The organism is Haloarcula amylolytica JCM 13557 (assembly GCF_000336615.1).
Taxonomy (GTDB): domain Archaea; phylum Halobacteriota; class Halobacteria; order Halobacteriales; family Haloarculaceae; genus Haloarcula; species Haloarcula amylolytica.
Map to the genome: position 1 here is coordinate 201,713 of NZ_AOLW01000047.1, position 15,691 is coordinate 217,403.

Annotated in this window: 16 protein-coding genes; all 16 read right to left on the reverse strand. The window is 61.2% G+C overall.

Annotated features, from left to right (window positions below; all coding sequences use genetic code 11):
- Nucleotides 1-93: 93 nt before the first annotated feature.
- Nucleotides 94-594, reverse strand: coding sequence for a hypothetical protein (locus C442_RS17580; RefSeq protein WP_008312821.1), 501 nt, complete (start codon nt 592-594; stop codon nt 94-96).
- A complete protein-coding gene (locus C442_RS17585; protein ID WP_008312822.1) occupies nt 591-1,520 on the reverse strand; it encodes a phage tail tube protein in 930 nt (309 codons plus the stop codon). The genes C442_RS17580 and C442_RS17585 overlap by 4 nt, the downstream gene beginning before the upstream one ends.
- Nucleotides 1,521-1,962: 442 nt before the next feature.
- A complete protein-coding gene (locus C442_RS21585) occupies nt 1,963-2,952 on the reverse strand; it encodes a hypothetical protein (protein ID WP_152418482.1) in 990 nt (329 codons plus the stop codon).
- A gap of 771 nt (nt 2,953-3,723) precedes the next feature.
- Entirely contained in the window at nt 3,724-5,154 is a 1,431-nt protein-coding gene (locus C442_RS17600) for a hypothetical protein (protein ID WP_008312826.1), read from the reverse strand.
- Between the two features lie 18 nt (nt 5,155-5,172).
- Entirely contained in the window at nt 5,173-5,721 is a 549-nt protein-coding gene (locus tag C442_RS17605) for a hypothetical protein (RefSeq protein ID WP_008312827.1), read from the reverse strand.
- Nucleotides 5,718-6,227: a hypothetical protein gene (locus tag C442_RS17610; RefSeq protein WP_008312829.1), complete on the reverse strand. Its 510-nt coding sequence runs from the start codon at nt 6,225-6,227 to the stop codon at nt 5,718-5,720. The genes C442_RS17605 and C442_RS17610 overlap by 4 nt, the downstream gene beginning before the upstream one ends.
- Before the next feature lies 1 nt (nt 6,228).
- Complete coding sequence (locus C442_RS17615; RefSeq protein ID WP_008312830.1) at nt 6,229-6,921, reverse strand: hypothetical protein; 693 nt, start codon at nt 6,919-6,921, stop codon at nt 6,229-6,231.
- A 3-nt stretch (nt 6,922-6,924) separates the two neighbouring features.
- Nucleotides 6,925-7,677, reverse strand: coding sequence for a hypothetical protein (locus C442_RS17620; protein WP_008312833.1), 753 nt, complete (start codon nt 7,675-7,677; stop codon nt 6,925-6,927).
- Nucleotides 7,668-7,919, reverse strand: coding sequence for a hypothetical protein (locus C442_RS17625; RefSeq protein WP_008312835.1), 252 nt, complete (start codon nt 7,917-7,919; stop codon nt 7,668-7,670). The genes C442_RS17620 and C442_RS17625 overlap by 10 nt, the downstream gene beginning before the upstream one ends.
- Before the next feature lie 6 nt (nt 7,920-7,925).
- Nucleotides 7,926-9,161, reverse strand: a complete 1,236-nt coding sequence (locus tag C442_RS17630) for a hypothetical protein (protein ID WP_204366255.1) — start codon at nt 9,159-9,161, stop codon at nt 7,926-7,928.
- On the reverse strand, nt 9,158-10,162 hold the full coding sequence (locus C442_RS17635) for a hypothetical protein (RefSeq protein ID WP_204366256.1): 1,005 nt from the start codon (nt 10,160-10,162) through the stop codon (nt 9,158-9,160). Before C442_RS17635 ends, C442_RS17630 begins: the two co-directional genes overlap by 4 nt.
- Nucleotides 10,163-10,208: 46 nt before the next feature.
- Nucleotides 10,209-10,958: a hypothetical protein gene (locus C442_RS17640; protein ID WP_008312842.1), complete on the reverse strand. Its 750-nt coding sequence runs from the start codon at nt 10,956-10,958 to the stop codon at nt 10,209-10,211.
- 47 nt (nt 10,959-11,005) lie between these two features.
- A complete protein-coding gene (locus C442_RS17645) occupies nt 11,006-12,697 on the reverse strand; it encodes a hypothetical protein (RefSeq protein WP_008312844.1) in 1,692 nt (563 codons plus the stop codon).
- 6 nt (nt 12,698-12,703) lie between these two features.
- Nucleotides 12,704-14,341 (reverse strand): phage terminase large subunit family protein, encoded by a 1,638-nt coding sequence (locus C442_RS17650; protein ID WP_008312847.1) that lies wholly within the window; start codon nt 14,339-14,341, stop codon nt 12,704-12,706.
- Nucleotides 14,342-14,947: a hypothetical protein gene (locus C442_RS17655; RefSeq protein ID WP_008312848.1), complete on the reverse strand. Its 606-nt coding sequence runs from the start codon at nt 14,945-14,947 to the stop codon at nt 14,342-14,344.
- Nucleotides 14,944-15,690: a hypothetical protein gene (locus C442_RS17660; RefSeq protein WP_008312850.1), complete on the reverse strand. Its 747-nt coding sequence runs from the start codon at nt 15,688-15,690 to the stop codon at nt 14,944-14,946. The genes C442_RS17655 and C442_RS17660 overlap by 4 nt, the downstream gene beginning before the upstream one ends.
- Nucleotide 15,691: the final 1 nt, after the last annotated feature.

Genomic DNA, 15,691 nt, shown 5'->3' on the forward strand with positions numbered 1-15,691 from the left:
CCATCTTGTCAAACGCCGACGGATCGCCGCCCCTGTCGATGTAGACCGCACGAGCGTACCGATAGACAGTCTGCTGGTCCAGCTCATCGTCAGTCAGGTCTCCTCGGGCGAGTCGCTGGAGCCGATCACGTTTCCCTCGGGATCCATCAGCTCATCTATCCGCGAGCTGGCCCAGTCGCGGTAGTACGGATGCAGTTGCCCGACTGCCGCAGCGGTCATGTCGTCGTCGCCATCGTCGTCGACGTACGGTGCGTCGACCGTGCCGTCGGCGATGAGCAGGAGGTCCGTCCCCTCGCCATCGCGTTGGGCGGACTCCTTTTCGATGCCGGCGAACGTGCCGGCCCGAACACCGCTGAGAGTGACACCGTCGACGTCCTCGTCCCACATCGGAAAGTCGTCGCTCTCATGTGCACGGTCTCGGGCCCAAATCGCACCCTTTCGTTGCGTCGCGAGCTGTGATCGCTGGCTCTGCAGGCCAGGTACGACTGGGTTGTCGTCGTCCAGGTCGTCCAGCTGCTCGGCGATCTCTTCGATCTGTTCCTCGAGCGCCTCGATTGAGTCGTCGAAGCTGATGTATGTCTCGTTAAACGTCATGTGATACTCACCCCCGGGTCGCCGTCGGCGTTCCAGCTGATCGATTCCGTCGTGTCGTCACTCGAGATGACGTTGTTCCAGGCCTCCGTCGCAACCTTGAGCGCGCTGAAGTTGTACGTCGAGACTTGGGTGCCGTCGACAGTGATGTCGATGGTCCCCGGCACAGAGACGAGCCGGTCCTGTGGCGACGTCGCGTCGGCAGCGCCGAGGGCGTACTCTAGCCGCGACGGACCACTGAAGATCGCCTCCGTCGTGACCTCAGTCTCTGGCTTCTCAATGACTGCGTCGATAGGCTCTGGCGATACCGAGCCGTACTGGAAGCGAGCGATGTTGCTGATCGAGACTTCGGCCGACTGCAGCTTCGTGATCGTCGTGCCGTCGATGTCGACGGTGATCGCGTGCGACGGCGCCGACGCTCCAGTGGATACAGCGGTCACGTTCGACGGCGTGATCGACGTGTCGAGATTCTCCGTCGCGTACAGGAACGAGATGGAGAACGTCGTCATCCCGCCCTGCTCGTAGCTGACGGGTGTGAAGTCCACAGGGATGCAGCCGACCAGTTCGCGCTCGGCGACGCCGTCCAAGTAGTCGACGCCGGCGTAGATCTTCGCCGAGTTCGGTCGGCCGGTCGTGAACTGGGTGCCGCCGTCGTTGAACACGAGGTCCTCGACGTCGTTGAACGTGTCCGACGAAATGGCTGCCTCGACCTCGACCGCGCCCTCGAAGTTCTGTTTGACCGATTCGACGCTTTCGACAGCGCCGGCCTCGTCGAGGCGCTGGAGCTGGTTGTCCAGCGAGAGGTCGGTCAGTGTCTCGTCGCGGCCGAACTGCCAGTACTGCGGGTCGCTGTTGGCGTCGGTCTCCAGCGAGCCCTTGAACGACTGCTCTTTCCCGAACGCCAGCGAGCCGCTGCCTGCGCCCGGCATTACTCGATACCTCCGCTAATCGTGTCTCTCATGATCATGAATGAGTCCTCGAAAACTGCCGCGTGGATCCTCGGCGCCGGCCGCGGCCACCGGCGCGTCATCAGACCTTTGTTACAGTTCCCAAGCTATGGAACGGGTGCTATTGAGCAGTCAAGACTGCTTGGACAGCCTTTCGGCAGCAGACTTGTGGATTAAAATTATCATCATCCAAATAAGGAAAAATAAGATGAATACAGCAGCTTCAAACAATGCTGATTGATAATTTGGTGCGTGTCTTGGCCCAAACACTGGGCTTATAACGATAAGTGCAGTGACAGCACCTGCAAACAACATTTGCCACCCAACTCGAATGTACAACCGACCCGACTCGCCCATAACATCTTTTAAATAATTCAGTTCTGATAAGTTTAGTGGAAAAGACGGTTAAACAACATCACTCAAATCAGTTGGAGCTACCCCAAATCCTCCCATCACACTGGAACGAACGTGGTTGGAACACACTGGATTCGGCGTTCGAATAGACCCGATTCGCTCCCGTCTCAAACTCCGGATAGCAGTAGTCTTCGCGGGTTAGATCCAACTCACTCACAATCGCGAGCCCTGCCGGACTCATCCGCTCTGTAAGCCATGGCGGCCCATATTCACGAGATAGATACTCGACCGACGCGCGTCGCGGCGTCGGCGACCACTGCTCTGATGCTGCCTGGCCGTACATCCCTTCGACCATCCATGCTGTCACATACCCACCAAGAACAGTAGACTCTCCCCGATGTTGCTGTGTCCACTCAACGGAGGCTGCTTGTTGTGGTGTCGCGCTATAGACCCGCCCGCCAGTGAATTCCGGCGTGAGATATGCGACACCAAGACCACTTGTCACGATGAGTAGCGCGAGGGACACAGTTGTTGCTTGCCGCCGTGTGAGCGATAGAGCGCGTGCAGCAGCAGGGAGGAGGACAATGGGCGCGACAAGCAACGCTCGGTAGATGCCGACTCCGACGGGCACGACGAACGCCACTACGATAAAGAATCCTCCAATCAGGAGGCTTGAAATATAGGAGACAGCCGTGAGCGACGGTCCGCTGCGGCGAGCGTATGTGATAGCACCAACTGTCGCTGCAATGCCGATCGCGATGACAAAACTCGTCCGCGCAAGAAATTCTCGGAATCCCTGAAATGTGGTGAGTGCTTCCACAATTAGACTGCCGCCGCCGACAGCGCTTTGCTCGCCCGCAGAGGTTTCGAACAAAAGCGCGACTACTGTCGAACGTGTTGCATATAGTCCGAACCCGCCCCAGACGAACAATTGGCCGATAATAAAGACTCCTATGAGGAAGAGGATAAGGGGTGAGGGTTTGTCATCATTTGTGTAACGGGCCACACCGAAGATGACAGCTGCGAAGATTGCCACAAGCGGGTGGATGAATGTGACCACTGCCGCGGCTCCGACGGTGAGTCCATTGACAGCCAACCGCCGCTGCCTAACTGATAACCAATAGACAAGGGGTAAAAATACCATCGCAAGTGAGAACGGTCGGGGAACGAACCGCAGAAAAAACGCCGGGAAAAATGCCACTAGCGCCAATTGGCGGTTCTGGGGGGCCGAAACAACGATCCGAATTGCGGGATATGCAAGCAGTGGCCCACCTGCCGCTATAAGCAGCGGGAGAAATTGTACGGCTGTTTGATTCGAAATCCCTAGTACTGGAGTAACAACCGGGATTGCGTGGTGAAGTCCTGGGTACGGGACACTCAACAGGTTACCTGTATTAAGAATGCCAAGCGCGACCCACCCGTCATGTGGGCCATAAATTGTCCCCCACTCAAGAGAAACGAGTGTGGCTGCGACCCCAGAGATTGAGCTAAACAGGACTGCCGTCACGTCCCGAACCGGGGACTCGACAACTGTGAGACAAAATGCACCGACAGCGGCGAGTAGCAGGAGCCAGAATGGCCAAAACAACTGAAAAACGCTTTCCCACGGCTTGCCAGTTGGTTCGACCGCTGCAAGATAGCCAACGGCAGCCCCAAGCAACAAAAACGCAGACAGCATCTGATGGCGTTGACGAGTCACAACTGTATTAATCCTATTTGTGAGTTAACGTTTACTACTGCTGCTAATTTAGATATTAGAGTCGTAAGCCCCGAATACCGCGATCGCCCCGGAATCACCATGTCTTTGTCAGGGGATGTTAGGGTCCGTTCCTTACGAAATAGTCGTCTCGTTTCCGTCGTCGTCGACAGCGACCAGTTCGCCACTGCCGTTGATATAGATGTGTGCGCCGTTAGAGCCAAACTCGACTTTGCCGCCACGGGCCTGGATGTCCCCGCCACGGATGTTCGCGTTCTCGTTGTCAGCCTCGTTCCAGACTTCAAATCGCCGCCCCGATTCTGAGATGAACAGTGCGGGGTGGTTAAACTGGTTTTTCGCAAAGAAGGCACGGTTCGTCCCGTCTGCGTCTTGGAATTGGAGGTAATCAGTCCGTTCGTCGGCCAGCCCAATGCGATAGCGGTCCCGCTGCATCTTCCGCGTGCCATAGTAGGAGTCCGCAGTCCGCTCGTGGAGCTTGGTATTGCGGTCGTAGACAACATCTCCGACTTCGGCGCGGCTGTGGATAAATGGCGTGTCGTTGGGGTCTTCGAATTTGGCGTCGACGCCTGCGAACGTACAAATTGTATGCCCTGCGTGCTTATCCAGCGAGATGAGTTCGACACCGAGTCCACCGTCGCTACCAGCACTATCGAAGTTGGCGACGACCTCGGCCCCTCGGAGGCTTCCGTCGACGCGCCAACCAATCTTGCCCGTGTTGACGAATGTGACGAAATCAAGCCGAGCGTTGGCCATGATGTAGGCATCGCGCATGTCGAACCCAATCTCGCACTGGGCTATCGACGAATGAAACTTGAGGGATTTAAACGAGTCTGTCCCAGCCCCGCCTGTGAACGTGGCTCCTTCGAGACGGATACCGCTCTTGCAGTCCTTAATCCGTTTGATAACAATGTCGTTGTCCTCCGTGTAGAGGTCCTCGTTTTTGAGGTAGACGCCGTATTCGAACCCGTCAACAACAGAGGGCGTAATTTGATGGCGGAAGGCGTCTATCAACCGAATCCCACGGGAACCCGTGGTGCTCGGACCAGGGCCGCGGATGTAGCCGCCACGCCACTCGACACGGTCGTCAGACCCCGCTCCTGCGTTGGGCAGGATGTCGACGGCGACACCACTGCCCGTATATTCGATTTCAGCGCCGTAGGCCATCACGAGGATGTCTCTCGGACCTTTGGGGTCGATAGTAATCGTCGTGTCCCCGCTGTAGGTTTTCGTCGGGTCGAGCTTGATGTACTGGTGGTCAGATATTGCCTGATTGATGTCTGCGAGGGTGTCGCCCGTAACGGTATAGAGCTTCTCTGTACTGACCGAAGGTGACGACAGGCCAACATCACTCTCTAGGCTGATCCACTGGTCCCCGTTCCCTAGCCAGCGGTCCCCGCTGGGCGTCTCCTTCACCACCCGACCACGGGTTGGGTGGTAGTCACTCCGGTCGCCGACTATCTTCGGATCGTCGGCGAGCACCTCGATTACTGTTGCAAGGTCGATGCTACTGTCTGTGTTCGGATCGATTGGATACGGATCACTCATGATTGCTACCTGCAGGCGTTAGCCAAGCTCTTCGAAGCCGTCGAAGACGACGTCGAAGCTATGGACGTAGTATTGCGAGAAATCGTCTGAGCGCGGCGCTTCGTTGGTGATCGACAGGTGCGTGAACGAAACGTTGGGGCCGCCGGCGCCGGGGTACGTCCGCCCGTCGTAGATTGCCGTTCGCACCCGGCGGACGAACTCACTCCACGGGATGCCCCAGTCGCCGTCGGGATCGACGTGGCCGCCGTGTCCATCGCGAGCCGTCAGCCCTTCGAGTTGCACGCCGACGACTTCGTCGACGTCGAGATCGTATTCGGTGCCGATCGGCTCGCTGTTGCGGTCGGCATAGGCGGCGCCGATGTAGACACCGCGTTCGAGGGCGCCGGCGCGCTGATGGATCGGCGTCGACATGTCGAGCGTTCCGCTGCCGTCGTAGAGACGGTTGTTAGTTCGGTCGACGCGCCGGACAACGACATCGCTGCCGTCAGCCTGCGAGTAGTCCGCGGCGACGCTGTCGACGACGGTAGTGACTTGCTCCAGCGCCCACTCGACGGGAGGATGTGTCATGATAGTTCCCTCCGGAGCCAGTTGAGCGAGTCACGCACCGATCGCGACGGCGGAATACCGCCAGTCTCACTGCCCCAATTGACCGACTCAGTCTGTACCCACTGGTCAGCGGCGTCCCAGTAGAAGTGCAGCAACGGATTCCCGGATATCGTATGCGGTTCGACGCCGAACTCCCAGAACTGCATCACCTTGTGCTCCCACGACCACGCAGCCTGCATCGAGCGCCGGCTTCGCGACGCCTCGACGCCGGCGAAGCTGTCGATGAGCGGGCCCTCGGTGTAGCCGTTCCGGGTCGCGTAGTTCCGCAGCTGCTGGTGGGCTCGGTTAACCGTCTTGAACACGAGGTTGTCCCGCTCACCGACCAACTTCCGTTCGATATCGTCAAGCAGCGCTTCGCGAGCGCTGTCGGCAGGTGCATCCACGACAGTCACGGTGACACTCCCACCGAGTGGATCAGTCTGGAGTTCGACGGCAATCTCCAGCGGGACAGGTATGCTGACAGCCATGTCATAGCGTCGAGAAGCCGCTGTAGCTGGCGGTCGTGTCTTGCCAGGTTTCTTCGAGTGCTTGTTCTTTCGTCGACCGGTTTGTCAGCTGGCCACTGTCGGGAGCGCTCGTCATCTGGTCGTCGTCGAGAGCCAGCATCGTCGCCGCCTTCGCAGCGACGGCTTCAACAACGTCTGCTGGCACGCCCTCGACAAGACCGTCGTCGGTGACTGTCACGTCCTCGCCAAGCGGGCCATGGCGGTACGTGAGTCGGCAGAACCGTGTGTTGGGATCGTCCCACGGCGTGTTCGTGAACCGGCGCTCGAAGACACGGAGCCGCCGGCGGCGATAGTCCAGCGTGAAGGCCTCACCCTCTTGATCGGTGATATTCTCCCACTCGTCGCGACCGGTACGGACCTCGATGACGTCGCCCTGCGCCGGGTCAATTGGCAGTGGGTTGGCGTTGTCGAGGCTGATTGTCGCCGGGTGCCACGACACCGCGTCCTGGACGTCGTAGACTTCCCACGTTCGCGGCTCAGACGGATCACCGACCCGTTTAGGATGGAACGGCCGGTTGGTCCGATTGATCCACTTCTGCGTGGCAGACGCAACACGCGACTTCGCCCGAGTCTTGAGCGAATCCTGCACCGTATTCGGGTCGAGGTCCAGCGCCCGAAGAACGTCATCGGTGGGCGCATAGCGGACGTCAGCCATGGATCAGTCCTCGCCGTTGTCACTGGTGTCGCCATCAGCTCCCGGATCGTCGACGCGGGTGATCGTCACATCTTCGGGATCGGCCTCGCCGAGGGCGGCGTCGACGGCCTGCTCAACGGTGTCGGGGGCGAACCGCGTCAGGTACGCTGCCATATCGGTGAGCCCGGCCGTCCGAAGGTCGATCTCGTCGGGGTCCTGCCGGACGACCTTGACGACATCCGATGCCTCTGCCCGCGAGAAGCGGCCGACATACTCGTCAGTGCGCTGCTGGGAGACCGAGGCCTCGTCGTCGGGCTCGACGCCGGCGATGGTACGGAGTTGCTCGCGATACGGCGCTTCGTCGTCCGTGTCGTAGACGCGACCGGCGTCATCGAGGGTGAGTTTCTCCATGACCTTGGCGCGCTTCCAACGGTCGAACCCCTCGTAGAAGACATCTGTCGGCAGGTAGTTTCGGTCGAGCAGTGCCTCAGATAGCCGTTCGGCGTCGTACAGGACCTCGAAGTCAGACCGCGCTTCGAGAGCGTGGACGCCCATCGAGGCATTCTCGACGTAGTCCTCGTCGAGGTTCGTCGGCAGGATCGCGAAGTAGACCCGCCCCCGCTGGAACTTTGGCGGGCCGTCGTAGCCGGCCCGCTGGCGGAGGTCCTGGTCGGTCTTGACCGAGCGGTCGCCGGTGTAGCGGAACCCGACGAACTCGACATCGGCGTGGCCTTTCTCTTCGAACTCTTCAGCGCTGTTGAGCGTGATTACTGGCATGAGTCAGTGGGTGTGGTGGTATCGGTGATGGTGTCGGAGTCGATTGTCGCGACGGTCTCGACGTCGTCCTCGCGAAGCACCTCAACGACGCTGTCGGTGCCGACATCGAGGACGGTTGTCTCATCGTCGTAGACGTACAGCCGGCCGTCGTCGTCACGGGCCCAGTGGGTGCCTTGGACCTGTCGCACGAACACACGGCCGCCGATTTCGACAGTGATAGTGATGGTAGTAGTCTCAGTCATGGAGCGTTACTCTGCGAGATCGCGCAGCAGCCCGGCAGAGGCGAAGTCGCGATTGACGACCTCGTGGTGCATCAGCATGAGCGCCTGTTCGCGGTATTCACCAGTTGCGAGGTAACCCTGCGTCTGGCCGCGACCGGCCGTCTCGGTGTAGGGCTCGGTGAACTGCTCGATGGAGAGACGCGGCTGGCCACGGATCGTGTCCGTCGGGACGATGAAGATCGACGAGATATCGCCGTGCTTGATCGCGTGCTGGTTGCCGATGATCGGGATGCCGTCGTAGTCGCGATGGCGAGCCGTTCCGGAAACGCCGCGGATCGTCGACGCATCGCCGACGCTTTCGGTCCGGTTCTGGTCCATCGAGATCACGTTCCGGACGTTGTTGCGCTCCGCAGCCAGATCCGAGAGGATGCCAGCAGTGTCATGGCCCGTGAGGATCGCCGCGTCCGAGTAGACGTCGACATCGGCGAACTCGTTCATCGAGTTCAGGAACGAACTGAACAGGTCGTTGGTGAGCTGGCGAGGCCCGGACGCCCCGTTATGATCGACGAACGAGTCTGCCCACGTGTCCGTCGCTCGCTCGACACTGCCGTAGTCGAGATCACCGGCGTTGTAGGCGTTCCCGTTTGGGTCCGTGGCGTTGGCCTCTTCATCGCTTGAGGCGATCGCGCGGTCCAGTGACGTGATCGTGTCTGTGCTGTCGTAGGCCGTGTCGCCCTGCACGACGGCGTCGGCGATGCCGTCGCGGTCGATCGCGAGGTCGAGTTGCTCCTGCTGGAGTTGCCAGAACTCTTCGAACCCGACGGCGTCCTCGATAGCAGCGTAGATCTCCTGCAGGTCCGACACCTCGGCGACCGTCTCCGAGCGCTTGGGATCGAACTCAACCTCTTCGACGCCGAACGTTGTCCCCGAGGAGACGCTGCCACCCTCACTGTGGGTCTGTAGGTCGACTGGGTTCGTCGCAGCACGGAACGCCTTCGCGGTAACCGGCCCTTCCAGTGAGGCGCTGAACCGGTCGACCTGCGAGAGTGCGTTGTACCACGAGTGTTCTTGGTTGTACTGCGCGTACAACGTCGCCGTGTAGATAGCGTTGACGTGCGCTGCGGTCGAGGAGTCGTACTGCGCCCGCTGGAGCAGCCCCTCATCCCAGTCCATCGGGACGTCATTGAGCTTGTTCGATTCGAGGAAGCGGCCGGGACTGTTCCCAGCAGCGTAGGAGTGCATCGGGTGGGCACTCATACTCATTCGTTGCCACCTCCGGTGACCGCGCCGGCTTCGCCGACCGTCTTCGTACTGCCCTCGGGTGCAGTTGTGACCGTCTCATCCGTCGTCGCGAAGTCGCCCTTCTGCTCGACCGTGCCGACCAGTTCGTCTGCGAGGTCGTCATCGGTCGCGAGCTTCTGAGCAACCGCGCCCGCCATCTCATCTAGGACTTCATCACTGGTGACGGCGTCAGCAACACGCTCGTTGATGCTGGCGTCGTCGAGCATCTGGTCGGGCTCGGGATCGCGGTCGTAGTCGTCGCCGTTCATATCCGGCTGGGCCGGTGCTGGCGCACTGGTGTTCGGGCTTCCGCTGCTGTCGCCGTGTCCTTCGACGGTGACGCCAGGGACGTTCTCAGAGACCCATTCGGCGGCGGCCTCCTGGATATCCTTGCCGACGGAGTCGGCGTAGCTCTCGACGGTGTCGGCAGCATCGGAGCCACCGATCTCTTCGACGAGGTCGATCGGGTCCATTGCGTCGTCATCGCCGCCGTCTTGTTTCTGGTCGACGCCGCCGTCAGGCGTGGCGTCGGAGTCGGTACTGTCGGAGTTAGTTGGATCAGTCATATCAGTCGAAAGGGTGTCTGTCAGCGCGTTCTGGTCGACGCCGGCGACATCGCTGAACGCCTCAAGAAACGTCGATGGGTCCTGCTGCTCGGCGCTATCGGCGGCCGCCGAAAGCAGATCCAGGGCATCAGCCTCCTGTAGTGGCGTCCGATCCGCGACCGCGCCGGCCGCATCTCGCATCGCCTTCTGGTCGACATCGGAGCCTTCGACGGCGCCGAGTTTGGCGTCGACCGCATCGTCCAGATTGCGCATTCTCGTTACTACCGTCTCGGGGTCGACGTCATCGCCCGTCTGCTGGTCGGCCGTCTGAAGGATCTCAAACGGAGAGGGATCCTCAGAAAGGTCGTCCAGCACAGTCTGGGCTTTCTGGTCGACCGTGTCAGTCGAGCCGAAAAACGCCATTGTGAACCTGGCCATGGTCCCTCTCGGACGGTGGCCGACCGTCCCGTCATCGGGGAGCTGTTCAGTCAGTCTGCAGCTTTGCGAGCACAGAGTCTGGGAGTGACTCGCCAGTGCCGTCGCCAGTACCGAGCTTCTGCTCAACCTGCCCGACCAGGCTTCGGCGCCGGCGCAGTCGCCGCTGGATCGCGGCCTCCAGATGCGCGCCGTACTTGAAGTCGACAACGTCGAAATCTGCCGCGGGGTTCATCACGAGCTCCTCGTCGCCGAGCGTCACCGCATGGAGGTCACAGTCGACGGTGACACGCGTCCCGTCGGGTTTCTGATGCTCTCGGTTGGAGTACACCGTCACTGAGTAGCCGCCATAGTCACCGGTCAGACAGCGCGCCCGAGCCTTCTTGCTCATCGTGGTCTCGTTGCCGAGATTCGCAACGAGGGTGAACTCACCACCGGTGACGGCAGTCTCGTACATCGTGCCGTTGTCGGTCACCCACTCCCACAGTGGGACGCCGATCGGGACGTCGTCATGCTTGTCGGAGATGATTCCCGGCTCGCGTTCGGATTCCATGTACCGGCCGAGCGCGTCCTCGACGGCTTCCATCTGGACCTGCTGCCCCGTCCGGTCGACGATCTCGACCGACGCCGGCCCCTCGATGATGAAGTTCTCAGCGTCGAAGATCGGCTCTTCCCACTCCTCGGGGACATCCTCACGAGTGAGTCGGCGGTCTTTGATCGGGCCGCTGGCGTCGACTGTGTCGCCGACGTTGGCGGTCGGCTGGCTACTGACTTGCTGGTTGAGTACTTGAATAGACATCGTGAATCACGCCATGCAGAACGGGCACTGCTGGCCCTGTAGCTGGATCATCTGTTGGGCGATGAGGGTGTGGTTGTAGTGTCGGTCGTTTGCTCGTTGCTGGCCGGTTCAGGAGGACATCCATCGGGAGGGGGTTCGGCCGCCGGGCTGTCCGGTGTCGCGGCGCCGGCTTCGGTTGGATCGATATCTTGATCCGGAATCTGGAGTTGGCCGTCCTCGACAGTTACACGCGTGCCGGTCTTGTGTGCCAGTTCGACACCCTGCAGGACTTCCAGCGGGGAGAGTGCCGAGTCCTCGCTCTTGGGATCAACGTAGGCCAATTCCCAGTCGCAGTGGCCGTCAACCATTGCAACGATCCGACAGAGCTTGTCCAGCGCCTTGTCCTTCGTATCCTGATGGGCAGCGGCGACCGCCGAGTTGGTTATCTCGACCTGTGTGCCCTCGGCGTTGAGTCCGCCGGCGTCCGACAATTCGTTCTCGAAGGCATCCGTCAGCCCGAACATCGCCCGGATCTGGGACATGAGCCGCTCGACCATCGGCTCGCGGCCGTTCAGCCCCGACGACGCCGAGAGGTCCAGCAGTTCGATGTCGACGTCGTCCGGGTTACCCTCGTACATCAACCGGCCCTGCTCCCACGGGTTGTTGCTCTCCTCTTCCTTGAGGGAGGCCCGGAGGCTGGATCGGACATTCTTGCCGTACGCGACGAGGAATTTATCCGGCAGCTGCTGGTCGTTCTGTGGCGAGAGGTACTGCAGGTCGTAGTTGCGCGACCACTGGAGAATCGCCTGTAGCTTGATTAGCGGCCGTATCGGAGACTGGCCGTCGAGGCCGTTGCGGATCGGGAAGTGTCGGGCCCAGTCGATGACCTCGTGAGTGAGGTACAGCGTCCGGATGTCCCGCGTCGACCCTGGCTTCGTCTCGACGTAGCCGACTTCGGCGAGTTGGGAGCCACAGTGCGGGCAGACCTCAGTCGGCCTGTCGGCGTCGCCCTCAAACGTGAGATCCTCAGCTTCCCAGTACTCTTCGCGATGGGCGGGACACGTCCACCAGCCACCGTGACGGTTGTGTTCATCGAGGACCGGGAGGATCCGTGTCGGATCGGCGTGGACGAGCTCTTTCAGCGCTGTCGGCTCCCAGCACGTCATCGACTGGATCGGCCGACCGGCGACGGCGACGTCCTTGGTGACCTGCTGGTACTTGAGTCGGGCTAAAATCGTCGAGACGCCGCGATAGCTCTGGAAGTCCTCTTCGTACTTCAGCAGGCTGGCGAGGGATTGACCCTCGGCGTTGACTGACTCGACGAACGACGCCAGCCAGTGTTTTTGCTCGCGTGAGGGGCCCTCGAACTCCGTGTAGCCACAGACCGAGCAGGTGTCACGCTCCTCATCGAATTCGGTCCCGCACTCGAGACAGCGGTCGGTGAACGATGGCACCAGCACCGGGAACTGGTTCCGGTACATCTCGTCGCGGAACCGCTTGATCGTCGTCGCCAGCTCCGTTGAGTTGAGCGAGAAGCTCCGCAGGTCGATACTCCCGAACACGCCAGCGTGTGAGGCTGCCCGCGGGATCGGACCCGCCTCGCCGGCGTGATCGCCAGAGTGTGACTCATCGGTCTGGGGCGTCGATGCGATCTGGGCCGCAAGCGACTGGTCGATGTTGCCGTCGGGCCAGTCGATCGCGACCAACTCTCCGTCCTCGTCCTCGCCGAGCTTCGTCGTGCGTGGGGTGCTATCAGCCATGTGTACTTACCAGTCGAGATGTTCGAACTCGTCGTCAGTGACGTGATCAACCGAGCCATCTGGGCCCCGAGACGCGATCTCGAGCGCGTCGAAGCGGTCATCGTGACTGGCGTCGGGGAACGGCAGCCACTCCTCGCGGATGAACGACTCCCAGCGCTCGTTCTCCTCGCTCGCGACCTTGACCTGACCCTGCTGGAAGCGATTGGCCAGTGCGTTGAGCCGCTGCTCCTTGTCGCCATCCGAAGCCGTCGGCGTTACGTGGATGTCGACGTTGTCAGCGACGACGTCGGCGATCTCGTTGCCGTCGAAGTTGGACTCAACTAGCAACTCGCCGACCGGGTAGTCCGCGAGGTGGACGTCGACGAACTCCGTCGCCGCCTCTTCCCACATGTAACCCCGGTCGCGCCAGACATCGACGGCGTACTCCTGATCGAGATCGCGGTCGTACGCATAGACTGCCAGCGCCCAGTAGTCCGACTCACCGCGCTCGCTCGCCGCAAGGTTGTCAGGGTTCGCGAAGTCGAGGCCGGCGTACCACTCGTAGGCATCCCAGTCGTTGCGTGGGATCGGGTCGACGAAGCGCAGCCAGTCCAGATCCAGCACTCGCCCGACGGCAGCCTCGGGGTTCTGCTGGTTCTCCGCCTGCCACAGCCCCGTATCGCCGGCCTTCGAGACAACCTTCGTCAGGAGCGTCTCGGGCCGCTCGAAGTCGGGCCAGAGTGTCCGGAACTGCGTGTCATCAGCCGGCCGAATGCCATCGTCAATAATATCGACATCATCGGGAACGTCCCGAAGCGTGTCGTAGACGGCGCCGTCAGTCCCGTGAACGACGTACTCCTCGTTCTCGATGACGTGCCAATCCGGCGTGGCTCGCCAGACACGGGCCGACCAGCCCGGTTGCGAGACACCACGGGCGATGTGGCCGTCCCACTCGGGCGTGTTCGTCGCGAGGATCTGCTCGCGGTAGACGTCCTCGGGTGTCTTGCGCGTCCCGATGACGATGTTGACGCTCTTGTGTGGGAGGCAGGTCGCACCACGCTTGGCGGCGACGTTGTCGACGAACTCCTCGAAGTTCTCCGAAATCGTCTCACGGAGTGCCGTCGTCTGGTTGGTCAGCGTCGCGATGTCGTCGTAGATGATGACGTCGAAGTGTGATCCCGTATCCGAGGTCCGGATCGACAGCGGCTCCAGCGTCGGCTCGATGTTGGTCCGGCCGGCCTCGAGCTGGATCGTCGTCTTCGACTCGTCGTACACCGGGACATCGTAACGTTCGCACGCCTCCTCGATGGCCGCGACCGCCGTCTTCGCCCGCTTATTGGCGTGCTTTTTCTTGTGGGAGACTATCGCCATCCGGATATCCGGCCAGTTGACCGCCAGCCACGCCGGCACGACCTCGATCGTCGAGACGGTCTTCCCATAGTTGCGCGGCGCGAACAGCGCCTGGTTCTTCGGCGTCTCCGCATCCGTGACGGCGTCATGGACTGACTGGTACCAGTCCTGGAGATGCTTTGGCGGTGCGAGGATACCCTCAGTGCCAAGGTGGTCGATCGAGAAGGCCGGCAGCCACTGCTTCCGCGCCGCCGGGTCCGACAGGACCTCTGTCCATCTGTCAGTCGAACTGTTAGCGGTAGCACCGGTTGACATTCACTGCACCTCCCGAATCTCGTGACGGCACCAGTCGTGGACGACGTGCGGACTGGACGGTGGATCCTCGACGAAGCGATGCTTGGCCGTCTGCATCAGGTCGACCAGCTCATGATACGGCGTGCCCTCGTCGGGGATCTGGGCCCGGATCCACTGACAGGCCGGATGGTCAGCGTCAGGCCCGCCCCAGCGGAAGCGCCGGCCGGCGAGCCGTTCCTGACGGTAGCCACGCATCCGGGCCTGCAGGACGAGCTGGTTCAGGTGCTGGCGGGCAGTCTTGAACGCCCAGCCCCGATTGATCTCGAACCGCTCAGCCATGTCCTCTGCGATGGTGTAGATGTCCCACGGCTCGTGCTCGACGTGGGTCAGCCAGAACGCCCGGTAGTCATCTCCGGTGATCCGGTCGACGTCGTCTGGTGTTGCCGGTGGGTCAAGGGCGAATTCGCGACGGACGATTTCGGACAGGTTCTCCGTGACCAAGTCCGGCATGTACTGCGACCGGGCGTAGTCCGGCGCCTTGTTCTCGTAGCGGCCGAACTCGGCTTTCTGGTCCGGCGACGCCGCCGACATCAGGCGTGCCAGGATGTGATAGCCGAGTGGATTCATGCTCGCAGGTCCTCCGCGAGGTCTTCGATGATCTCCTGCGTGTTCTCGTCGAGGCCGTGGTCGTGGTTGTGGTCGACCTCACCGTCGACGGCGACGTCGATATCCGGCCCGAGCAGCCCCATGTCCTTGAGCCACTTCCGGTCTTCTTTCCGGAGGCGCTGCTGTGTCTTCACGACGACCGATTCGGTGTACCGGTGCTCTTCACGAGCGTCGTGTTCGGTCGTCTTGATTCGCGTTTCCTTGTCAACGAACGCATTCCCAGACTCGAGGTCCTCAGGTTTGTCGACGGCCCAGTTGTCCGAGTGGATGATCTTGATCTGGTTGATGGCGATCTCCGAGAGACGGACCTTTTCGCCGGCGACCGGCTCGCCGTTGACCTCGCGGTACTTCTTGACGTATCCCTCGAAGATGTCGTCGCACAGATCTCGAAGACCGTCGTCGATGACCTGTTGATAAAACCGGTTGTGCTCTACGTACAGCGCATGAGTCACAGCGTTGGTGTTGCCTTCGGGAGCGCCATCGCCCTCGGCGTTGTTGTTGCCTTCAGGAGCACCAGCGTCGTCGGACCCGCCATGCGTTGAGCAACGACCGTCACTGCTGTTGGTCCCCCAGCCAGCCGTCCGGTTGCAGTAGCCGACGAATCGACTGTCATCGGTCCGTCGAGCGTTGCACTCGTCGTCTGGCTGGCGCTTCGGGACGTCGCCAATGGGCTGTCCAACGAGGTCGTCTTCAGTCTGGTCCATG